This window comes from Amycolatopsis sp. lyj-346 (assembly GCF_046548975.1).
In the GTDB taxonomy this organism is placed as follows: domain Bacteria; phylum Actinomycetota; class Actinomycetes; order Mycobacteriales; family Pseudonocardiaceae; genus Amycolatopsis.
Genome location: NZ_JAJPWT010000026.1, coordinates 20,543 through 41,483, shown reverse-complemented (window position 1 = coordinate 41,483; position 20,941 = coordinate 20,543). Strand labels below are relative to the sequence as shown.

Genomic DNA, 20,941 nt, shown 5'->3' with positions numbered 1-20,941 from the left:
AGCCATTCGGCCGTGGCTGTGGCCGGATTGCGAACGATCGACACAGTGCCGAGGAGAGGGGAGCGCCGATGCGGGTGCTGCACGTGATCAGTGAGATGGGGGCGGGCGGGGCGGAGACGCTCGTGGCCGGCATGGTGGCCCGCGGCGAGGAGTACGGCTGGGTGTCCGCTGTCGCCAGTGGCGGGGGTTTCCGCGCCGACGCGCTGGCCGCGGACGGCACGCCGGCGTTCCCCGTGCCGCTCGCCCGCCGCAGCAAGGCGGGCGTGCTGAAGGCGGCCTGGGCCACCCGTCGCGCGATCGCGCGGTTCCGGCCCGACGTCGTGCTGGCCCACAACGTCGGCGCGAGCCTGGTGGCCCGCCTCGCGCTCGCACCGGGACGGCGGCCGCTCACCGTCTTCCACGGCGTCGCCGACGAGGACTACCCGGCCGCGGCCCGGATCCTGCGCCGCACGTCCGGCCGGGTCGTCGCGGTCTCCGCCGCCACCGCGGACCGGCTGGCCGCGGCGGGTCTGGAGCGGCCGGTGGTGATCCCCAACGCGGTGTTCCCCAGCCCGCCGGTGTTCGGCCGCGCGGAGGTCCGCGCCTCCCTCGGCGTCCCGGAAGGCACGCCGGTCGCGCTCTGCCTGGCCCGGCTCGAACCGCAGAAGCGCCACGACGTGCTGCTGGACGCCTGGGCCGCGGTCGGCGGCGACGCCGTGCTGTGGCTGGCCGGCGACGGCAGCCTGCGCGCGGACCTCGAGCGGCGCGCGCAGGCGCTGGGCCGCCGGGTGGAGTTCCTCGGCACCCGCGCGGACGTGCCCGACCTGCTCGCCGCGGCCGACGTCACGGTGCTGACCAGCGACTGGGAGGGCCTGCCGCTGGCGGTGCTGGAGTCGATGGCGGCCGGACGGCCGGTGGTCGCGACGGACGTCGGCGGGATCGGCGGTGTGCTGGCGAGTGGCGGCGGGATCGTGGTGCCGCCCGGGAACCCCACCGCGACGGCCGCCGCGCTGAACACGCTCCTGTTCGACTCGGTGGCTCGGGAAACCGTGGCTGCCGAAGGAATCCGGGCCGTCGAGCGCGACTACGACCCGCACCCGCTCATGAAGTCCTACGACGAGTTGCTCCGAGGTGCCCGATGAAGTCCCGCACTGTTGTCCTGAGCGGCGCCGTGGCGCTGCTGGTGGGTGCGCTCGTGCTGATCGCCGGCCTGACGCGCGCCCCGGAGTACCAGGGCCGGGTGAGCCTGCTCGCCGGCCCCGCGGCGGCGGACGGTGCCCCCTACGGCGAAGTCGTCTCGCTGGCGTTGCCCGCGCTGGTCGAACTGGCCCGCAGCCCCTCGGTGCTGCAGGCGGCGGCACCGGTGTCCGGGTACGGCCCGGACGAGCTGGCCGGGCACGTGTCGGTCGAGCTGGTCCCGGCCTCCGGCCTCGCGCGGCTGTCGGTGCGTGCGCCCTCGGCGGAGCAGGCGGGCGCGGCGGCGATGGCGCTGGGCAAGGCGATGATCGACGCGGACCTGCTCGCACCGGCCGGGAAGCTGCGGACGCTGGACACGCGGCCCGAGGTGATCGCGGTGGCACCGGACGTCCCGCTGGTGACCGGGCTGGCGTTGGTCGGCGCGATCGCGGCGGGTCTCGCGACGGCGGCCCTGCGCCGCTTGACGCCGGGAGGCGCGGGCCCGGGCCCGGTGCGCCGGGCACTGGCCGCGGCGGGGGTGCACCGCCCGGTGACGGTGTTGCCCGAGGAGGACCCGTCGACCGCGGACCGGCTGGCGGTGCTGTCCCGCGCGGCGGGGCGGCCGGTCCGCGTGCTGCCGGTGACACCGGAGCTGACCGAGACGGCGGCCAAGCTGGCGGCAGGCTTGCCGGAGGAGCGAGGAGAGGGCACCTCGGTGGTGGCGGTGACGCCGGCGGGCCGTCGCCAGGCCGAGCTGACGGCCACGGTGGCCGTGCTGCCGGCGGACGCGGTGCTGGTGGCGGTGGTGCTGGCATGAGCTCGAAGCAACCCACTGCCCCGGTCTCCCCCGGCCCCGGCGGGCGGCCTGCCGCCTTCGCCCGCGGCGCGGGCATGTCTCCGAAGCAGCGGCTCGTCCTTCTCCTCGCGACCCTCGCCGGAACCCTGAGCGCCTGGCACGCCCTCCAGCCGTCCTGGCAGGTTCCGCTGCCGACCGCCGCCGTTCTCGGCGAAGAGCGGCTGCAGGACTTCCGCGACGCCCTCTACTTCCCCATCCGCGAATTCCTCGGCGGCGGCAACCCCTACGACCCCGCCGCGATGTTCGCGCACTGGCCGGTCCGCCAGGACTTCAACCTCTACCAGCCCTACCACCTGCTGCTGCACGCACCCTTCGCGCTGCCCGGCTACCGGGCGGGCGCCGTCGCGTTCACCCTCGTTTCGCTGCTGCTGCTGGTCGCGCTCGCCGCCATGACCGCCCACGCCGTCCGGCGGTACGTCCCGGTGCCGTTCGCCGTCGGCACCGCCGTCGTCGCCGCGCTGCTGGTGACCAGCCAGGTCGGGAAGGCCCAGCTCTACGTCGGCCAGATCAACCCGCTGATCGCCATCGGCGTGGCCGGTGCCCTGCTCGCCCGGCGCGACCGGCCCGGGTGGGCGGCCGTCGCGCTCGCACTCGCCTGGCTCAAGCCCCAGTACGGCTTTCCCCTGGCCGTCCTGCTGTTCGCCCGCGGCTCGCGACGGGTGGCGCTGACGGGCACCGCCGTCGCCGCGGCCGCCAGCCTGCCGGTCGTGGTGCTCCTCGTGGTGCGCGGCGGCGGCATCGGACCGTTCCTGGACGTCGTCGTCGCGAACCTCGCCCACGCCCGCGGCACCGACTACGGCGCGGTGGACTCCGTCACCGCGCAACGCATCGACGTCGCCGCGGTGCTGTTCCGCGTCACCGGCTGGGCGCCGTCCGGCGTCGAGCTGGTGGTGCTGGCCGGGGTGCTCGTGACGAGCGCGCTGCTCATCCGGGCCGCCACGGCGCCGGTCGCCGACCTGCTGACCGTCCTCGCCGTCGTGGTCTGCGTGGTGCACCAGCCCGGTGACGTGCTGATCGCCGTGCCCGCGATGGCCGCCGTGGCCGCGCTGTGGTGGCGGCACCGGGCCGAGCCGGGGTGGGGCGCGGCGGGGCTCGCGGTCCTCGCGCTCGCCGTCCCCTTCGCCCATCTGTACACAGTGGACTCCGCCGTGATGTCGGTGTTCGGGTCGCGGGCCGCGGTCACCGTGGACGGGGTCGCGGTCGTCGTCGCGTGGGGCCTCGCCGTGGTCGCCGCACGCCGGGTGCGGGCCGCGTGACGACCGCGCTCGGGACCCGCGCGGTCCGCGGCTCGCTGTGGCTGGGCGTGGTCAACCTGGTCAGCAAGAGCAGCCAGATGCTGGTCACGCTGGTGCTGGCCGCCCTGTTCACCGAGGGACAGCTCGGCGCCGTGGCGCTCGCGGTGGCGCTGGTGAACCTCGGCCAGGTCGTCCAGTCGATCGGGGTCTACGACGTCATCGGCCGCACCGAAGGCGATCCGCGCCGGACGGCGGGCACGGTGCTCACGCTGAGCGTCGGCGCCGGGATCGTCCTGGCCGTCGCGCTGGCCGCCGCGGCCGGGCCGCTCACGGCGTTGCTCGGCACGCCGGACGCCGCCGGGCTGGTCCGGCTGGCCGCGCTCGGCCTGCCGTTTTCGGCGGCGGGCGGGGTGCAGATGGGCCTGATGCACCGCGAGCTCGACTTCCGGCGGCGGCTGCTGCCCGACGGCGGGAGCGCGGTGCTGGGCGCGGTGCTGACGGTCGTCCTCGCCGCGTGCGGCGCCGGCCCGCTGTCACTGGTGCTCGGGCTGCTGGCCACGGCGGTGTCGCAGCCGCTGCTGGGCGCGCTGGCCCGCGGCGGCGTCCGGCCGTGCTGGGACACCGCGGCGGCGCGCGAGGTCCTGCGCTGGGTGGCCGTCGTCGGGCCGGCCGCGGTCGTCGGCGCGCTGCTGGTCAACCTCGACTACTTCGCGGTGGGCCACGTGCTCGGGCCGGACGCGGTCGGCGTCTACTCGCTGGCGTACCGGCTCGCCTGGGTCCCGTACATCATGGTGGCGGTCGTGCTCGGCGCGGTCGCCTTCCCGGTGTTCACGCGGCTGCGGCGCGAGGGGGCACCGCTCGGCGGCGCGGTCACCCGGTTCACCCGCGCGGTCCTCGTGGTGACGGGCGGCCTGTACCTGGCGCTCGCGGTCCTTTCCGGCCACGTCGTGCTGCTGGGCGAGCGGTGGGCCGCCGCGGCCGGCCCGCTGGTGCTGCTGTCGGGCTACGGCGCGGGGATCTGCCTGCTGCAGATCTGGTACCAGGCGGTGAAGGCCACCGGGCACGTCCGCCGCTACCTGGCCCTCGAGACCACGCACCTGGTCCTGCTGGCGGCGGGGCTGGCGACGCTGACCCACGCCGGGATCGAAGCGGTCGCCCTGGTCCAGTGCGCGGCGGCGTGGCTGGTGGTGCCGCTGGCGTGGCGGGTACTGGCCGGGCTGGGCGTGGCGCCGCCGGTGGCCGAACTGGCCGGGATGTCGGCCCGGGTGGCCCTCGCGTGCGTCGCGGGCGCGGTGCCCGCGGTGGCTCTGGGCCGGTGGTTCGGGGACTCGCTACCAGGAGCGGTGGCCGAGGCCGCGGTCCTCGTCGCCGGCTACGCCGGGGCGACCGTGCTGCTGCAACGGACCGCGCTCACCGAACTCCGCCGAGGAGGCCTCCGATGAGGTCACCACAGGCAAGCACGACCGCCGGTCGCCGAGGAGGTCTTCCGTGAAACTCGTGCACGTCTCGCAGCCCGTGACCGCAGGGGTGGCCGCGGTCGTGCTGGAACTCGCCGTGGCCCAGCGAGACCGCGGCTGGTCCGTCACGATCGTCTGCCCACCGTCCGGCCGGCTCGCCGGCCGCGCACGGGACCTCGGGATCGAGGTCCGTGGCTGGACCGCGCGCCGCGCACCCGGGCCCGGCTCGCTCGCCGAAGCCGTGCGGCTGCGGCGGCTCCTGGCCGACCTCGATCCCGACGTCGTCCACCTCCACAGCTCCAAGGCCGGCCTGGCCGGACGGCTGGCCGTGCGCGGTGGCCGCCCGACGGTGTTCCAGCCCCACCTGTGGTCCTTCGAGACGGCGAGCGGCCCCCTGCGCCGCGCGTCCGCCGCGTGGGAGCGGTTCGCGTCGCGGTGGACCGACCTCGTCGTCTGCGTCAGCGACGACGAACTCACCGCCGGCCGGGCCGCCGGGGTGACCGCCGAGGCGGAGGTCGTCTGCAACGGCGTCGACACCAGCCGGTTCGTGCCCGGCGACCGGACGGCGGCGCGGCGGCGGCTCGGGCTGCCCGAGCACGCGCCGATCGCCGTCTGCCTCGGGCGGCTGGCCGAACTCAAGGGCCAGGACCAGCTGCTGTCGGCGTGGCCGGAGGTGCTGCGGCGGCTGCCCGGCGCGCAGCTCGTCTTCGCCGGCGACGGGCCCATGGGTCCCGTGTGGCGCGAGCGGCACCCGGTGGCGGGGCACGCGTCCGTGCACTGGCCGGGGCACACCGACGCGCCGTCGGCCTGGTACACCGCCGCGGACGTCGTCGTCCTCCCCTCCCGCGCCGAAGGCATGGCGCTGGTGCCGCTGGAAGCGATGGCGTGCGCGCGGGCGGTCGTCGCGTTCGACGTCGGCGGGATGCGCCAGAGCATCGCGGACGCGGGCGCGGTGGTGCCGGCCGGCGACGTCGGCCTGCTCGCCGGCGCCGTCGTCGCGCGCCTCGCCGACCCTGGGCTGGCCCGGCGCGAAGGCGAACGCGGCCGCCGCCGCGTGGAACTGTCCTTCGAGCGGGGCCGGATGACCGATCAGATCGCCGCCCTCGTCGACAAACTCACCCCGTCGGAGCGTCTCTCGTGACCCGCATCGCCTATCTGCTCACCCAGGACCGCGGCGGCCCGGTGGACGTCACCGTCCGGCTGGCCGCGACGCTCGCCGCCGACGGCCTCGACGTCCGCGTCTTCGGCCCGGTCCCCGCGCGGGGTGCCGCGCTGCTCGGCGGCCACCACGAAGAACTCGCGGTCTCGGACAAGGAAGACCTCGCGGCGGCGGGCCGGGCCCGGGCGGCGATCCGGGCGTGGCGGCCCGACGTCGTGCACGCGCAGGACCGGCGCGCGGGGCTGGTGATCGCTGGCCTGCGGTTCGCCCGCGGCCCCCGGCCCGCACTGGTCCAGACCTATCACGGCGTGCCCGACGACGTCGCGGAGCCGTGGTTCCGGGGCGAGCGCGGGGCGGCCGGACCGTCGGGCTACACGCGAGCGGTGCTGGCCGCGGACGCCGTCGTCGCCCGCGTCCTGGACCGGACGATCGTGCCCGCCGAGGCGATGGGGGCCTTCCTGCGCCGCCGCCTGCGGGTGCCCGCGGGGCGGCTGGTGCACGTCGACAACTGCGTCGAGCCCGCCGAGCCGCACCCGCCGCGCGGGCCGGTGCGGCACCTCGTCTTCGCCGGGCTCCTGGTGGCCCGCAAGGGCGTGCTCGACCTGCTGGCCGCGTTGTCCGTCCCGGGCGTGCTCCCGCCGGACGCGCGGCTGACGGTGGTCGGCGACGGCCCGGAGCGGGCGGAGGCCGAACGGGTCGCGCAGCGGCCGCCGCTGGCGGGGCGCGTGACGTTCCTCGGCTTCCGGCCGGACGTCCCCGCCCTGCTCGCCGGCACGGACGCGCTGGTCCTGCCGTCCACCATGGAGCAGCAGCCGCTGGTGGTGGCCGAGGCGATGGCCGCGGGCAAGCCGGTGCTGGCGACGGCCACCGGCGGCGTTCCCGCCATGCTCGACGTCCCGGGCGGCCCCGCGTTCCTCGCCCCACCGGGTGACGTCCCGGCGCTCGCCGACCGGCTACGGGCCCTGTTCGCGGAGCCGGACCCGGCGCGCCTCGGCCGTCTCCTCGCCGAACGCGCCCACGCCCGCTACCGCCCGGAGGCCTGCGCCCGCCGTCACCTGGACCTCTACGACCGGCTGACCGGCGTGCGCGCGGCCATCACCGGGCCCAGAGCCGGCCGATCCGGAACTCGTCGCGGATGACCCGCCAGGTACCCCGTTTCACGAGTTGCTGCGGATCCACCAGGACGACCGCGTCCGCGGCTTCCAGCGTGAGCGGCGGCGGGGCCGGGGTGGACGTCGGCGTGGGCGTCGAAGTGGCCGAAGCCGAAGTGGTGGGCGAAGCCGTAGTGATGGTCAAAGTCGGCGTCGGCGTCGGCTTCGGCTTCGGCGTCGGCGGTGGCGGTGGGGCGCCGGGCTTGACCAGCCCCTCCGGGGGCGCCACCGTCTGCGTCGACGCCGTCGTGTTGACCGCGACCCAGCCGTGGGTGAACGTCCGGGTCCAGACGCCGTTGGACAGCCGGCTCGCCGCGTCGATCGCCTCGCCCAGCCCGCTGTCCTGCAACGTCGACCACTCGGGGCTGCGGTAGTCGTCCGTCGTCGCGCGGGTCCAGCAGGTGCGGGGGCCGGCGAGCAGGGCCGCGCTCGCGTAGCCGGACCGCTCCTCACGCGCGTTGTGCGTCCTCGTCACCAGCAGCAGCAGGGACTCGCCGAGGGCGGCCTGCGCGCGCAGTTCCTGGAACTCGTTGCCGCGGAAGGTCAGCAGGCCGCCGGTGCCGCCGCTCTCCCGGAACCCGAAGTTCTCCTCCATCGCGCCGCCGAAGCGGGAGTGCGCGGTCCAGCGGCCCGGTACCAGGTGCGTCTCGGACACGTTGGGCACCAGGAGCTTGTCCGCGTTCGTGAGGGCGTCACCGGCCTTGGCCAGGAACGTGTCCAGGCCGTCGCGGAGCTTGCGGTCGGTCTCCGCGACGTTCGCCGTGCCCGCCAGCACCGCGGACGAGTAGTGGCTCAGCGAGTTGAAGTCGTTGTCCGCGAGCACGCCGTCCCAGCCCTCGCGCTTCACCTCCGCGGCGACGGCGTCGGTCCAGGCCTGCTGGTAGTCCGGGTTCCACACCGTCATCTGCCAGTGCTTCGGGTAGCCCTGCCACTCGATCCGCCGTCCGTTGACGTCCTTGGCGAACCACTCGGGGTGGTGCTCCTGGGCGGCGACGTACCCGATCCCGCTCGGCAGGAAGGCCGCGTCCTGGCCGCCGTCGACCGCGCCCGCGTAGTTGCGCGTGCTCGAGAGGTCCTTGTACACCAGCACCTTCACCCGCGGGTTGAGCTGGTGCAGGCGGCGCATGGCGGCGCCCTGGTCGGCGTTGAGCACGACGACCTGGTAGCGCTTGGCCGCCAGCTCGATCTCCTGCGCCGTCGGCGGCTTGCCGATCCCGTACCACCACGCGCAGGGGGCCAGCGGCTTCGGCGGCGGCGCCGCGATCTCCTGCGCCGAGCTGGCGACGCAGCCGGTCAGGCAGGTGGCCAGCAGCACGGCCGCGGCCGTGCGGCACCCCACCGGGTGCCGTCGCATCAGCGTTGCCTTCGGCACAGCAGTTCTCCCACCGTGAGGATGACGATCTTGACGTCGAGCCACAACGACCAGTTCGCGATGTAGTAGTTGTCGTAGCGCGCCCGGTCCGCGATCGAGGTGTCGCCGCGCAGGCCGTGCACCTGCGCGAGCCCGGTCAGCCCGGTCGGCACCCGGTGCCGGGCCCAGTACAGGTCGTGGACGGCGGAGAACTCGTGCACGAACACCGGCCGCTCCGGCCGCGGGCCGACCAGCGACATGTCGCCGCGCACGACGTTCCACAGCTGCGGCAGTTCGTCCAAAGAGGACCGCCGCAGGAAGCGGCCGACCGGGCCGACCCGGCGGTCACCGGCGACCGACCAGCGCGTCTGCGAATCGTCGACGGCGGCCTGCCGCACGCTGCGCAGCTTGAAGAGCACGAACGTGCCGCCGTCCATCCCGACCCGCACCTGCCGGAAGAGGACCGGGAACCCGCTCTCCACCGCGACCGCGAGCGCGCAGACCGCGATGACCGGCGCGAGGACGACGAGCGCGGCCGCGGCCAATGCGGTCTCCACGGCACGCTTGACCCACCAGCTCGGACGCCGGGTCGGCGCGCCGCCCAGCCACACCAGCGGGTAACTGCGGAGCCGGTCGACGCCCGGCCCGTCCGGGCAGAGCTCGAACAGGTGCGGCAGCACCAGGGTGACGCAGCCGAGGCGGTGGGCGGTGATGGCGGCGTCGACGATCGCGCCGTCGCGGTCGTCGGCGGGGGCGAGGATCACCGTGCCCGCGCGCAGCCGGGCGATGGCCCCGCCGAGGTCGCCGTCGATCCGCTCGACCGGCAGGCCGGCGGGCACCGGCTCCGGCTCCGGGCCGGACGCCGCGACGCCGACCGGCAGCAGCCCGAACTCCGGGTGCTCCAGCATGGTGCGGACCAGCTCGCCGCCGATCCGGCCGGACCCCACCACGACGGCGCGGTCGCAGCGCCGCAGCCGCCGTCGCCCCCACCGGCCGAACGCGAAGACGGCCGGGCGGACGGCTTCGCTGAGCACGGCGAAGCACAGGACCACTTCCTGCATCAGCGCCGTGTCGGCGCCGCCCATCCCGGACACCAGCCCGAAGCCGGTGACGAGCGCGAACGCCAGCGCGGTGGCGGTGACCGAGCGCGGGAGGTCCTGCAGCCACGAGAGCCAGAGGCGGCGGCGGTGGACGCGGCCGGCCACCCGGGCCCCGGCGAGGGCCACGGCGGTCACCGCCGCGCACACCGGGCCGGGCCCGGTCCACAGCACGGCGGTCAGCCAGGCGGCGCCGTCGACGGCGCCGAGCAGCACGGCCACGGCGTTGACCCTGGCGAGCAGCGGGCGGGCGCGGACGGCGTCCCGCGGCCGGTCACCCGGCCGGATCCGGCGCTGGGCCGGCACGGCTTCGGTGACGACCGTGTCTCTGAGTTCAGTCACCGGTCTCGACCTCTACTTGACATGAGGATTCCATTCTCGCTTTCTTCACGACTCAGCCATTCGAGGCAACACCGGCACGATCGAGTGAATTTTTCCGTGCAGTTCCGGAAATGCACTCGATCGGGGCGCCCTACCAACCCGATCCGGTGATTTCCGGAAACAGAAAGTCGTTCTGATGACGCGCATCCTTCCGAGGGACTTCCGGGGCCACTAAAGAAACCACACAACATAGCCGAATAGGACTCGACAGCCGCACCAAACCCGAGTCCAGCCGGGTGACGGGCAAACCGAGCAGAACCAGACGAGGGGAACCGTGGCGCGCGAAGAGACCACTCTGGCCACACTGTCCGAACCGGACCGCACCGGACCGGATCCCGCCGGGGGACGGACCGGCGGGCGGGCGCACGTCGTGCTGCCCGCGTTCAACGAAGAAGCGTCCCTGCCGCCGTTGCTGCACCGGCTCGCCGACGTGGCCCGCACCGAGGAGGTCACCGTCTGGGTCGTCGACGACGGCTCCGCCGACGCCACGGTCGCCGTGGCGGAGTCGGGCTACGGCGGGCTCGACGTCCGCGTCGTGCGGCACCTGGTGAACCTCGGGCTCGGCCGCGCCGTGCAGTCCGGGCTGCGGGCAGCGCTGGCGGAAGCCGGCCCCGACGACGTCGTCGTCGTGATGGACGCCGACGACACGCACGACCCGGCGCTGATCCGCGCGCTGCAGGCGGAGATCACCGCCGGCGCGGACGTCGCCATCTGCTCCCGGTTCGTCCCGGGCGGCGACGACCGGACCGCCCCGTTCGGGCGGCGGCTGCTCTCCCGCGGCGCGGCGCAGCTGTTCCACCGCGCCCTCGACGTCGACGGGGTCCGGGACTTCACCAGCGGCTACCGCGCCTACCGGGCGTCGCTGCTGGCCCGCGCCTCCGCGCACTGGGGCGAGCGGCTCATCGAAGAGCAGGGCTTCGCCTGCATGGTGGAACTGCTGCTCAAGCTGCGCCACTGCCGCCCGGTGATCACCGAGGTGCCGCTGGCCCTGCGGTACGACCGCAAACAGGGACCCAGCAAGCTGAAGCTGCGGCGGACCGTCGTGCAATACCTGAAACTGCTCGTCCGCGACCGGCTGAGCCCGGCGCCCTACCGGAAGCTGTGACCCCGGTGACCCACTCCGGCTCCCCGCACGTCGCCGTGATCGGCGGCGGCATCTGCGGCCTCGCCGCCGCCCACCGCCTCGCCCACCGCGGCACCCGCGTGACCCTGCTGGAAAGCAGCGACCAGCTCGGCGGCCTCGGCACGTTCTTCGCACACGGCGACCGGTGGCTCGAGCGCTTCTACCACTGCATCATGCCTTCGGACGCGAGCCTGCTGGCCCTGCTGGACGAACTGGGCGTGCGGGACGCGGTGCGGTGGCGCGAAACGACGATGGGCATGGTCGTCGACGGCCGCCGCCACCCGTTCAACTCCGCACTCGACCTGCTCCGGTTCTCGCCGCTGCGGCTGCACGACCGCGTGCGCTTCGGCGTGGTCTCGCTGCTGCTGCGCCGGTTGGGGCGGAACCGCGACCTCGACACCCTCCGCACCGAGGACTGGCTGCGCGGGCTCTACGGCGACGTCGTCTGGGAGCGGCTCTTCGCGCCGATGTTCGGCTCGAAGTTCGGGCCGGCCTTCGGCGACGTTCCCGCGTTGTACCTGTGGCAGCGGCTGGGCCGCGAGCGCAACGTCGCCACCCGCGGCTACCCGGACGGCGGCTACAAGACGATCATCGACGCCCTGCGGACGTCGATCGAGGACGCCGGCGGCACGGTACGCACCTCGACGCCGGTCCGGCGGCTGCACAGCACCGGTGGCCGCTCGGTCCTCACCCTGACCGGCGGCGAGGTCCTGGACGCCGACCACGTCGTCTCCACGGTGCCGCTCCCCCTGCTGCGGCGCATCGCCGACGACGCGCTGGCCGCCCGGCTGCCCGCGACCGACCTGCCCTACCAGGGCGTGGTGACCGGACTGTTCTTCCTCCGGCAGCCGGTCACCGAGCACTACTGGACACCGGTGCTGCACTCGGGCACGGAGTTCGACGGGGTCGTCGCGATGTCGGCGCTGGCCGGCCCGTGCGCCGGAAGCCACCTGGTGTACGTCATGCACTACACCGACCGCGACTCCCAGCTGTACCTCGACGACGACACCGCGATCGCGGCGCGCTGGTCGGCGCAGCTGCGCGGCCTGTACCCGGAACTCGGCGCGGACGGCATCGAGGAGGTCCGGGTGTTCAAGGCACCGTTCGTGGAACCGGTGTACCCGCTGGGCTACGGAGCCACCCGGCCACCGGTGACCGTGGACGGCACCGGCCTCCTGCTGGCCACCACTGCCCACGTGTACCCGGAGGTGACGAGCTGGAACTCGAGCGTCACCCTCGCGAACGAGGTCGTCGGCGTGCTCGAGGCTCAGCCCGCGCTCACCGAACCGGCGCGGTGAGCGAGCAGGGCGTCGAGCTCGGTCACGATCCGGGCGGTCGCCGAGCCGTCGCCGTACGGTGACGGGAGGTGCCGGAGGCGCTCGCGGTGGCCGGCCACGTCGTCTAGCCAGCGGGCGACCTCGGCTCCGATGGCCGGGCCCGGCAGGACGCGTGTTCCGAAGGTCCCGGCGATCTCCGGGCGCTCGGTGCTGCGGCGCACCACGACCACCGGTCGCTTGAGGACACTCGCTTCCTCTTGGATGCCGCCGGAGTCGGACACGATCACCGCCGCCTCCGCGGCCAGTGCGAGGAATGCCGGGTAGGCCTGGGGTTCCAGCTCGACGAGCGGGTCGAGCAGGTGCCGCAGGCCGGCCTCCTCGACGCTCTTGGCCGTGCGGGGGTGCAGCGGGAACACCACCGGCAACGGCAGGCGGCCCAGCTCACGCAGGATCACCGCCAGCCGCCCGGGGTCGTCGACGTTCTCCGGCCGGTGGATCGTGGCCAGCACGAACCGGTCCCGCTCCAGGCCGCGGGCCGCCAGCACCGCCTGCCGGTCCTCAGCGGACGGGAGGGCGGCCTGCAGTGCCTCGACGACGGTGTTGCCGGTGACCGCGATCCGCTCGGCGGGCACGTTTTCCGCCAGCAGGTTGACGCGGTTGAGCTCGGTCGGCGCGCAGCACAGATCGGCGAGGTGGTCGATCAGCACGCGGTTGTGCTCTTCGGGCATCGCCCGGTCGTGGCTGCGCAGCCCGGCTTCGACGTGCACCAGCGGGAGATCGTGCGCATTGGCCGCCAGCGCGCCGGCCAGCGCGGACGTCGTGTCGCCCTGGACGACCACCACCCGGCCGGGCCGGTCCGCCAGCACTTCGTCGACCGCGCTGACCGTCCGGCCGAGCTGGCCGCCGCGGCGGCCGGCGCCCACGCCGAGTTCGTGGAACCGGTCGGACGGCGGCAGGTCCGCGCGGATGCGCGAGTACAGCGACCGGTCGTAGTGCTGTCCCGTGTAGACGACGGCGCACTCGTCGCCGAACACCCGCATCAGCGGGGCGAGCTTGATCAGTTCGGGCCGCGTGCCGCAGACCAGCGTGATTCCCCCGGTTCCGGCGGGCCGCGCGGCCGGGGAACCCCCGGTGGCTTCACGGAAATCTGCGGTGGTCGTCGACATGCGGTGCGGTCCTTTCGGGCGGTGAGTTCGCCGCACGCTACTGACCGGAACCGCGGAACCGGTGGCGACTCAGTCGATCGTGTGACGACGCGGTGTCGCACCGGGGGAATGCGGACGCCCTAGAATGACCCGATCGGAATACCGGACAGGACGGCCCCGCTCTTGCTCAAGAAATTCGCGGTACTGGCGCTCGTGGCGCTCGCGGCCGGCGTTTCCGCCTCCGCCTCCGCTCCCCGTGCCGACGCGGCACCCAACCTCCTGCTCCCCGACCTCCGCCAGGCGCCGCCGGGGTGCGCCGGCGGCAGTACCGGCGAGCTCCCGCTGTGCACCGCGTGGGACGTGTGCCCGGTCAACGACCCGGCGGCCCCCAACGGCCCCTGCGTGACCCCGTCGGTGGCGAAGGCCGTCCGGCTGCGGTTCACCAGTGCGGAAGAGAACATCGGCGACGGGCCGCTGCTGCTCTACGGCCGCCGCGAGAGCACGAAGCAGGCGACCATGACGGTCCGGCAGGCGCTGCGCAACGGCACCGACGGCTCGATCCCGGGCAGCTACGCGGCGGCGCAGCGCGCGACCGGCGCCTTCACGTACTACGAGCCCGCCGTCGCCCACCAGCACTGGCACCTGATGAACTTCGAGCACTTCGCCCTGGTTTCCCGGCAGGGCAAGACGGTGGTCACCGACCGCAAGAACGGCTTCTGCCTCGGCGACCGGTTCCGGGTGCACGACGCCGGCCGCCTGTCCCACGTCCCGGGCGACACGGGACCCGACGCCGACCTCGCCAAAACCCTGCGCGGCAACATGTGCCGCCACCACGAACCCACGGCCCTCGAAGTGCTCGAGGGGATTTCGGTCGGCGCCGGCGACGACTACAAGTACCCGGTGGACTTCCAGTGGCTGGACATCACCCACGTCCCGGCCGGCACGTACGACCTGGTGAACACGGTGAACGCCGACCGCACGCTGCTGGAGACGAACTACCGCAACAATTCTTCGGCGGTCGCGCTGTCGGTTTCGTGGCCGCAGGGAATGCCGCGGCCGGACGGGACGATCCCGGCCGCGCCGGTGGTCAAGCTGCTGCGCAGCTGCCCGGGACAGCCCCGCTGCGCCTGACCCGCGGGGGGACCCGGGATCACGCCGCCGGGCCGGCTCCCGGCGGTCCCGGCCGCACGCCGGGGTCGCGGACCTCGTCCGCCGGCTTCACGCAGACGCAGAACAGGTTGTCCTCCGGGTCGGCCAGGACGGCCCAGTCGTCGGCCGGGTCGTCGTCGACGTGGCGCACGAACCGCGCGCCCAGGCCGATCAGCCGGTCGACCTCGCGCTGCTGGTCGTCGGCGTAGAGGTCCAGGTGCATCTGGTCCCGCGTCGCAACCGGGGTCGAGGCCCGCTGCAGCGACAGGTTGACGTGCGGGCCGCGCAGCAGGCGGAAGTCAGCGGCTTCGGACGCCGGCTCCAGGTCCAGCGCCGCGCTCCAGAACCGGGTCATGGTGTCCAGGTCGCTGCAGTTGATCACCGTGCTGCCCAGCCTGATGGCCATCGTCGTCTCCCCGTCCCGCAGGTGCGCTCCGCCACCGGCTACCCGCTCGGCCGGGTGGCGAACCCGAGGTCCTCACCACCCCCGCCGGTGCAGGTAGGCGGCGATCCGCACGCGCAGGGCGCGGATGTCGGCCAAGGCCACGGTGAACGAGCCGCCCGGCTCGGGCTCCGGCGGGTCGCACGGCCCCCAGACGTGGACGAACCCGTCCTCGGGGTCGTACCGGGGTTCCGACCAGACCGGTTCGCCGTCGAGCGTCAACCGGCCCGCGCGGGCCCGGGCGGTCCAGTAGGTCGGCAGCTTCATCACCTCGCCGAGCGCCTTGGCGAAGCCGGGAAGGTCCTCTTCACGCAGGGCCAGCCCGCCCGCCACCCGGGGTGTCCCGGGCGGACGGCCCGCGGGGACGTGCGTGAAGGTGGCCTGCTCGCCGGAGGTCCGAATCGTCCACTGGGGCAATTCGGTCAATGTGGGCACGGTTGCTCCTCGTCCTCGCCGTCCCCCAGAGCACCACCACCCTAGTTGATCTCCGTACGGACGTCGACAGACCCTGGCGAGGCCACAATTGAAAGCGCTTTCCACAAATGGTCGAATACCCGACCGGCGGAGTCGCGGTGACCCTCCCCTGGTCACCTCCACTCCGCCGGTCAGGGCTCGAAGGCCCCGAGATCCGGGGCCTTCCCGGCGTGGGGCAGGCCCACGTCGACGCCGCTGTCGATCAGGCCGATGCCCTCACCGGGCCATCGCGAAACTCGGGTGCGGCGGCTGGTTGTAGGCGGTGTTCTGCCACGCGACGGCCTCCCGGTACTGCCGGTCCTGCATCAGCGAAACGTGCGAGATGCTCGTCGGGTCCGTGGTCGAGTAGATCCGCAGCGCCCGGTTGTCCGAGGTCGCCCAGATCACTTCCTCGCGCCAGTCGCCGAACAGGTCGGCCTGCAGCGCCGGGTTGTTCTTCGTGCCGTTGTTGGCGTGCACGCCGGAGCCGGTCAGCAGGCGGGTGTCGCCGCCGGTGCCGTACTTGTCGATGTGCGTGCCGTCCAGCAGCTCGCGCTGGGCGTCGCCGTCCCACCAGATGACGAAGTTCGTCGACGACGGCTTGCGCCCGATGTTCTGGCCGCTGGTGTTCAGCAGCCCGGACACCGAGGACGACCACGACTCGGCGCCGGGGCTGCCGGCGTAGATGTCGTCCGACACGCCGCGGCCCGTGTCGCAGTTGCAGGACGGGTTCTGCCAGATGATCTGCCCGGTCCTGGCGTCGGCCATCCAGGCGGCCGGCTTCGACTTGTCTTCGTCCACCTTGAACTCTTCCAGACCCGCGCGCGCCGGGATCAGGTCACCGACGTGCATGGCGTCACCGTGCCCGTTGCGGGTGTTCCACAGTGGACGGCCGTTGTCGTCGATCGCCATGGCCCCGAAGACGATCTCGTCCCGGCCGTCGCCGTCGACGTCCGCGGTGGCCAGCTGGTGGTTGCCCTGGCCGGCGTACTGGGAGCCGGCCGAGTTCGAATCGAACTTCCACCGCTGGGTCAGCGCGCCACCGCGGAAGTCCCAGGCCGCGATCACGGTCCGGGTGTAGTAGCCGCGGCTCATGATCAGGCTCGGGCGGGAGCCGTCCAGGTAGGCCGTCCCGGCCAGGAACCGGTCCACCCGGTTGCCGTAGTTGTCACCCCACGAGGACACCGTGCCGCGCGGCGGGTCGTAGTTGACCGTGGCCACCGCGGCGCCGGTCGGCCCGCTGAACACGGTGAGGAACTCCGGGCCGGACAGGATGTACCCGCTCGAGTTGCGGTAGTCGGCGCTCGCGCTGCCGATCACCTGGCCGGTGCCCGACCGGGTGCCGTCCGCGGTCTTCATCGCGACCTCGGCCCTGCCGTCGCCGTCGTAGTCGAAGACCTGGAACTGCGTGTAGTGCGCGCCGGCCCGGATGTTGCGCCCGAGGTCGATCCGCCACAGGCGGGTGCCGTCGAGCCGGTACGCGTCGACGTAGACGTTGCCCGTGTAGCCGGCCTGCGAGTTGTCCTTGGCGTTGGTCGGATCCCACTTCAGCACGAGCTCGTACTGGCCGTCGCCGTCCAGGTCACCGGCACTGGCGTCGTTCGCGGTGTAGGTGTAGCTCTCGCCGGACGGGGTGGTGCCCCCGGACGGCGGCTGGATCGGGACGTCCCGGGTGCTCGCGGCGACGCCCTGGACGCTGTTCAGGGCTAACGAATCCTCCGCGGCGAAGGCCGCCATCCGCTCGACCCCGCCGGCCACCGCGCGCACGGTGTACCGGGCGCCCGCCGGCGCGCCGGCGTCCACGAAGCTCGTCGGCCCGCTGACCGGGGCCGCGGTCACCCGGGCGCCGTCGCGGTAGACGTTGAACGCCACGCCGGCCGGGTCGTCGGCGAGCAGCCGCCAGCCGACGGTGTTGCCCTGTGCGGTGTGGACGCTGACCACCCCGCGGTTCAGCCGGTCGATCTGCGGCGCGGTCACCGCGCCGGCGGCGGCCGGGGCGGGCACGAGTCCCGCCGCCACCACACCCGCGGCCGCGAGGACCAGCCGCTTGCGGAAGTTACGCATGGCTCCTCCAATCAGGGATTTCAGCGCAGGTGGGCGACGAGCGGGAGGTTCTGCTCGCGGACGCCTTGCACGACCAGGTTCGCCATCTGCGTCGCGCCGTACGCCGAGAAATGCGTGTTGTCGGTGACACCGTCGGTGGCTTGGGTCAGGTAGAGCTTCTGCGACGCCGACGGCCCGAGGGACTCCACCAAGGCCTTGCTCTTGGCCGTCAGGTCCAGCACCGGGACACCCGCGCTCCGGCCCAGCGCCCGGATCACCGCCGGCAGGTCGGCACCCACGCCGTTGACGTGCAGCGCGGTCGGGGTCAGCGTGGTGCCGCTGAACAACCGCCGCACCGGCGGCGTCACCAGCACCGGCACACCGCCGCGCTCCCGCACACCGCCGACCAGCTTGGTCAGGTTGTCCCGGAACGCCGTCGCCGACGTCTGCTTGTCGTTGTGCCCGAACTGGATGAACACCAGGTCCCGGCTCTTGATCAGGGGCTTCATCCGCGGGAACAGGGCACTGTTGGCCAGGAAACTGCCCGAGCTTTCGCCGGAGTCCGCGTAGTTGGCGACCACGGCACCGGCCCGCACGGCGGTGGGGAGCAGCTGCCCCCAGCCGGTGTAGGGCGCCACCGGCTGGTCGCAGACGGTCGAGTCACCGGCCAGGTACGTCACCAGCGGGGCGGTGGCCGCCTTCACCGTCAGCGAGCCGATCGCGGGCGCGCTGCCACCGAAGGTGATGTCCAGACCCGCGGTCCCGGTGCCGCCCTGGCCGGTGGGCTGCCCCTCGGGATTGCGCACGTTGACCGTGACCGTCATGGGAACGACCTGGCCCGCGTTCGTCGGCACGGCGGTCAGGACCTGCCGCCGTGCCTCCACCGACATCGAGGTGTTCGCCGCTCTGGTGGCGCTGCCGAGCCCGGCGGTCACTTCGTAGTTCCCCGGTGCGACGGCGAAGTGGCACTTGATCGGCGCGGTTCCCGAGCACTGCGGGGGAAGCGCCTCCCGGACGGCCGCGGCCACCGCGGGTGCGGGAACCAGGGTGGCCGCGGCCAAGCCGGCGAGGACGACCGCTCGCTGCCTGAGTGACAAGAGGACTCCTTTGTCCTTGGTGCGTACAGTCCTTGGTGCGTACAGTCCTTTTCGGATACGGTCCTTTGTGGATACGGATCAGCCGGCCGAGCAGGTGCTGCCGTTGAGCGTGAACGCCGTCGGCGCCGGGTTGGTGCCGCTGTAGGTGCCGTTGAAGCCGATGCCCGCCGAGGCGTTCGGCGCCAGCGTGCCGTTCCAGCTCAGGTTCCTGGCGGTGACGGCACTGCCGGACTGGGCGAAGGTGGCGCCCCAGCCGGGCAGGGTCACCTGCTGGCCGCCGGCGAAGGTGAAGGCCAGCGTCCAGCCGTTGACCGCGCTGGTGCCCGTGTTGGTGATGGTGACGTTGGCGGTGAAGCCGTTGCCCCCGCCCCAGTTCGAGGCGGCGTAGACCACCTTGCACGCACCGTTCCCGCCACCCGCGCTCGTCGTCGCCGTCGCGATCCCGGAGCCGGCCGAGGTGTTGCCGGCGGCGTCCCTGGCCCGCACCTGGTACCGGTAGGTGCTCGAGGCCGTCAGCCCGCTGTCGGTGAACGACGTCGTCGCGGCCGAACCGACCACGGCGAACGTGCCCCCGCTCGCCCCCGGCGCCCGGAGGACGTCGTAGCCGGTGACGCCGACGTTGTCCGTCGAAGCGGTCCAGTTCAGCGTGACACCGCTTGCGGTCACGCCCGAGACGGCCAGGGTGCCCGGGACGGACGGGGCCTGGGTGTCCACCTGGCCGCCGCCGAAGATGGTGGCTTCCTTCGAGGTCTGCCGGACCCCGTTGGCGCCGGTGAGGAACCGCTGACCCCACTCCGTCAGGCTGGCCGGGTCGAAGTTGTTCGTCATGTCGAGGTAGCCGACGTCGCTGCTGTTGCCGCTCCACGACCAGCCGAGGTAGCCGAGGCCGCGGGCCTGCGCCTGGGCCATGATCGTGTCCTCGTCCGGGTTGCCGTCGCTGTGCAGGTGCCCGAACTCGCCGACGACCAGGGGCAGCCCGGCCGTGCGGAAACTGTCGAAGTACGCGTTGACCTCGGCGGCGGTGTCGTAGACGCCGTACATGTGGATGGAGAAGACCGTGTTGCGCTGGGGATCGGCGTTGAACACGGTGCCCGCGTTGTCCCGCATGATGTTCTGCCAGTCCTGGCCCCACATCGGCGCGTCGGCCATCAGCAGGTGCTGCAGCCCGGCGGCCCGCAGCCGCTTGATCGCGTTGCCCGTCGCGGTCGGCCAGGTCGCGCTGACCTGCTGGTCGTTGCCGAACGGCTCGTTGCCCAGGTTGATGACGACGTAGTTCTCCTGGCCCTTCAACGCGTTGGCCACACTGATCCAGTAGCTGGCCGCCTGGTCGAGGGTGGCGGCCCCGCTCTGCTCGCCGTAGCCGGTGGTGTCGTGCACCTCCAGGACGCAGATCAGCCGGTTCTGCTTGCACTGTCCGATGACGGCGGTCACTTCGGCGGCCGGCGTCGGCCCCCACCGCTGCCCGCTGCCGAGGACCACCCGGACCGTGTTGGCGCCGAAGGACTTGATGTCGGCGAAGGCGCGGTTCTGGCCCGGGTACCAGACGTAGGCGTGGTTCACCCCGCGCATCACGAACGGCGAGCCGTTGGCCTCGAGGATCCGGGTGCCGTCGACGTGCAGCCCGGTCGCGGCGGGTGTGTCCGGGCCCAGCGCCGCCACCAGCGCGGGGTACCAGCGGCTCTCGATCTTCTGGATGCCGGTGGTGCTGTTCGGGTGGACGCCGTCACCGGTGTCGGTCGCGGTGTTGAACCCGGTCCACTGGTCGACGACGGTGATCGGCGACGCGGCCGTCGAGTGCGCCTGCGCCCAGCCGGGAATGGCGTTGTTCAGGTCGACGACCCGTTGACCGCAGGCGGCGCAGTTGGCCGGGTTCATCGGGATGATCTTCGCGACGATCAGCTTGGTCGCCGGGTTGGCGGCCCGCATCTGGGCGAGCAGGGTGCGGTAGGCGTCGAGGATCGTGCTCGCCGGGATGTTGCTCCAGACGTCGTTGGTGCCCAGGTGCATCAGGACGATGTCCGGGCGCGTCGCCGACAGCCAGCCGGGCAGCTGGTTGTCCCGGGCGATCCCGGTCGCGAGGAACCCGCCGTGGCCCTCGTTGTCGCCATCGTGGGTGAAGCCGCAGCCCGACGCCGGCAGGGTGCCCACGAAGTCGACGTCGGTGTGGCCGGTGTCCTGGAGGTGTTTCCACAGCAGTGCGCGCCAGCAGCCGGGCGACCCGGTGATGGAGTCGCCCAGCGCCATGACCCGCGTGGGCGCCGCCGCTGTGGCCGCGGTGGCCGCGGACGGCGCCACGACGGCGCAGGCGGCCAGCAGCAGGCCGGCTACGAGCGCGCGGAGGAATCGCCAGTTCATTACCGACCTCCTGGA

At 73.5% G+C, this 20,941-nt stretch carries 17 protein-coding genes; 9 read left to right on the top strand and 8 right to left on the bottom strand.

All coding sequences use genetic code 11. The features are described 5' to 3' along the window. Positions 1-68: 68 nt before the first annotated feature. The 6 genes from ACLJQE_RS42665 to ACLJQE_RS42640 are packed head-to-tail and all read left to right on the top strand — an operon-like array spanning position 69 to position 7,001. Positions 69-1,121 (top strand): glycosyltransferase, encoded by a 1,053-nt coding sequence (locus ACLJQE_RS42665; protein WP_410645563.1) that lies wholly within the window; start codon positions 69-71, stop codon positions 1,119-1,121. Beyond that, positions 1,118-1,972: a hypothetical protein gene (locus tag ACLJQE_RS42660; protein WP_410645562.1), complete on the top strand. Its 855-nt coding sequence runs from the start codon at positions 1,118-1,120 to the stop codon at positions 1,970-1,972. Before ACLJQE_RS42665 ends, ACLJQE_RS42660 begins: the two co-directional genes overlap by 4 nt. Then, complete coding sequence (locus tag ACLJQE_RS42655; RefSeq protein WP_410645561.1) at positions 1,969-3,267, top strand: glycosyltransferase family 87 protein; 1,299 nt, start codon at positions 1,969-1,971, stop codon at positions 3,265-3,267. Before ACLJQE_RS42660 ends, ACLJQE_RS42655 begins: the two co-directional genes overlap by 4 nt. Beyond that, positions 3,264-4,688 (top strand): oligosaccharide flippase family protein, encoded by a 1,425-nt coding sequence (locus tag ACLJQE_RS42650; protein ID WP_410645560.1) that lies wholly within the window; start codon positions 3,264-3,266, stop codon positions 4,686-4,688. The genes ACLJQE_RS42655 and ACLJQE_RS42650 overlap by 4 nt, the downstream gene beginning before the upstream one ends. 46 nt (positions 4,689-4,734) lie before the next feature. Then, positions 4,735-5,844: a glycosyltransferase gene (locus tag ACLJQE_RS42645; RefSeq protein ID WP_410645559.1), complete on the top strand. Its 1,110-nt coding sequence runs from the start codon at positions 4,735-4,737 to the stop codon at positions 5,842-5,844. Continuing rightward, a complete protein-coding gene (locus ACLJQE_RS42640) occupies positions 5,841-7,001 on the top strand; it encodes a glycosyltransferase family 4 protein (protein ID WP_410645558.1) in 1,161 nt (386 codons plus the stop codon). The genes ACLJQE_RS42645 and ACLJQE_RS42640 overlap by 4 nt, the downstream gene beginning before the upstream one ends. Here the strand turns inward: ACLJQE_RS42640 and ACLJQE_RS42635 are convergent. Next, entirely contained in the window at positions 6,958-8,385 is a 1,428-nt protein-coding gene (locus ACLJQE_RS42635; RefSeq protein WP_410645557.1) for a putative glycoside hydrolase family 15 protein, read from the bottom strand. The genes ACLJQE_RS42640 and ACLJQE_RS42635 overlap by 44 nt on opposite strands. Then, entirely contained in the window at positions 8,367-9,803 is a 1,437-nt protein-coding gene (locus ACLJQE_RS42630; protein ID WP_410645556.1) for an exopolysaccharide biosynthesis polyprenyl glycosylphosphotransferase, read from the bottom strand. The genes ACLJQE_RS42635 and ACLJQE_RS42630 overlap by 19 nt, the downstream gene beginning before the upstream one ends. Positions 9,804-10,116: 313 nt before the next feature. Here ACLJQE_RS42630 and ACLJQE_RS42625 point away from each other — a divergent pair, with 313 nt between their 5' ends. Both ACLJQE_RS42625 and ACLJQE_RS42620 read left to right on the top strand, forming a co-directional pair. Beyond that, positions 10,117-10,947, top strand: a complete 831-nt coding sequence (locus ACLJQE_RS42625; RefSeq protein ID WP_410645555.1) for a glycosyltransferase — start codon at positions 10,117-10,119, stop codon at positions 10,945-10,947. A gap of 5 nt (positions 10,948-10,952) precedes the next feature. Beyond that, a complete protein-coding gene (locus ACLJQE_RS42620; protein WP_410645554.1) occupies positions 10,953-12,263 on the top strand; it encodes an NAD(P)/FAD-dependent oxidoreductase in 1,311 nt (436 codons plus the stop codon). Here the strand turns inward: ACLJQE_RS42620 and wecB are convergent. Then, positions 12,233-13,408, bottom strand: coding sequence for a non-hydrolyzing UDP-N-acetylglucosamine 2-epimerase (gene wecB / locus ACLJQE_RS42615; protein WP_410645553.1), 1,176 nt, complete (start codon positions 13,406-13,408; stop codon positions 12,233-12,235). The two genes, ACLJQE_RS42620 and wecB, sit on opposite strands and share 31 nt — an antisense overlap. A 162-nt stretch (positions 13,409-13,570) precedes the next feature. Between wecB and ACLJQE_RS42610 the strand changes: the two genes are divergently transcribed. Next, positions 13,571-14,518 (top strand): lysyl oxidase family protein, encoded by a 948-nt coding sequence (locus ACLJQE_RS42610; protein ID WP_410645552.1) that lies wholly within the window; start codon positions 13,571-13,573, stop codon positions 14,516-14,518. Between the two features lie 19 nt (positions 14,519-14,537). Here ACLJQE_RS42610 and ACLJQE_RS42605 read toward each other — a convergent pair whose 3' ends face one another. The 5 genes from ACLJQE_RS42605 to ACLJQE_RS42585 all read right to left on the bottom strand — a co-directional run bounded on the left by ACLJQE_RS42605 (position 14,538) and on the right by ACLJQE_RS42585 (position 20,926). Continuing rightward, positions 14,538-14,942: a VOC family protein gene (locus ACLJQE_RS42605; RefSeq protein WP_410645551.1), complete on the bottom strand. Its 405-nt coding sequence runs from the start codon at positions 14,940-14,942 to the stop codon at positions 14,538-14,540. 72 nt (positions 14,943-15,014) lie between these two features. Next, entirely contained in the window at positions 15,015-15,413 is a 399-nt protein-coding gene (locus tag ACLJQE_RS42600) for a hypothetical protein (protein ID WP_410645550.1), read from the bottom strand. Between the two features lie 255 nt (positions 15,414-15,668). Beyond that, complete coding sequence (locus ACLJQE_RS42595) at positions 15,669-17,495, bottom strand: rhamnogalacturonan lyase (protein ID WP_410645549.1); 1,827 nt, start codon at positions 17,493-17,495, stop codon at positions 15,669-15,671. A 20-nt stretch (positions 17,496-17,515) separates the two neighbouring features. Next, positions 17,516-18,571 (bottom strand): rhamnogalacturonan acetylesterase, encoded by a 1,056-nt coding sequence (locus tag ACLJQE_RS42590; RefSeq protein WP_410645548.1) that lies wholly within the window; start codon positions 18,569-18,571, stop codon positions 17,516-17,518. 78 nt (positions 18,572-18,649) lie between these two features. After that, on the bottom strand, positions 18,650-20,926 hold the full coding sequence (locus ACLJQE_RS42585; protein ID WP_410645547.1) for a cellulase family glycosylhydrolase: 2,277 nt from the start codon (positions 20,924-20,926) through the stop codon (positions 18,650-18,652). Positions 20,927-20,941 lie beyond the last annotated feature (15 nt).

What these genes read in the sequence shown, in the direction of transcription:
- ACLJQE_RS42585 (WP_410645547.1), bottom strand. Translation starts at nt 20,926, where the DNA reads ATGAACTGGCGATTCCTCCGCGCGCTCGTAGCCGGCCTGCTGCTGGCC.
- ACLJQE_RS42605 (WP_410645551.1), bottom strand. Translation starts at nt 14,942, where the DNA reads ATGGCCATCAGGCTGGGCAGCACGGTGATCAACTGCAGCGACCTGGAC.
- ACLJQE_RS42655 (WP_410645561.1), top strand. Translation starts at nt 1,969, where the DNA reads ATGAGCTCGAAGCAACCCACTGCCCCGGTCTCCCCCGGCCCCGGCGGG.
- wecB (WP_410645553.1), bottom strand. Translation starts at nt 13,408, where the DNA reads ATGTCGACGACCACCGCAGATTTCCGTGAAGCCACCGGGGGTTCCCCG.
- ACLJQE_RS42665 (WP_410645563.1), top strand. Translation starts at nt 69, where the DNA reads ATGCGGGTGCTGCACGTGATCAGTGAGATGGGGGCGGGCGGGGCGGAG.
- ACLJQE_RS42595 (WP_410645549.1), bottom strand. Translation starts at nt 17,495, where the DNA reads ATGCGTAACTTCCGCAAGCGGCTGGTCCTCGCGGCCGCGGGTGTGGTG.
- ACLJQE_RS42660 (WP_410645562.1), top strand. Translation starts at nt 1,118, where the DNA reads ATGAAGTCCCGCACTGTTGTCCTGAGCGGCGCCGTGGCGCTGCTGGTG.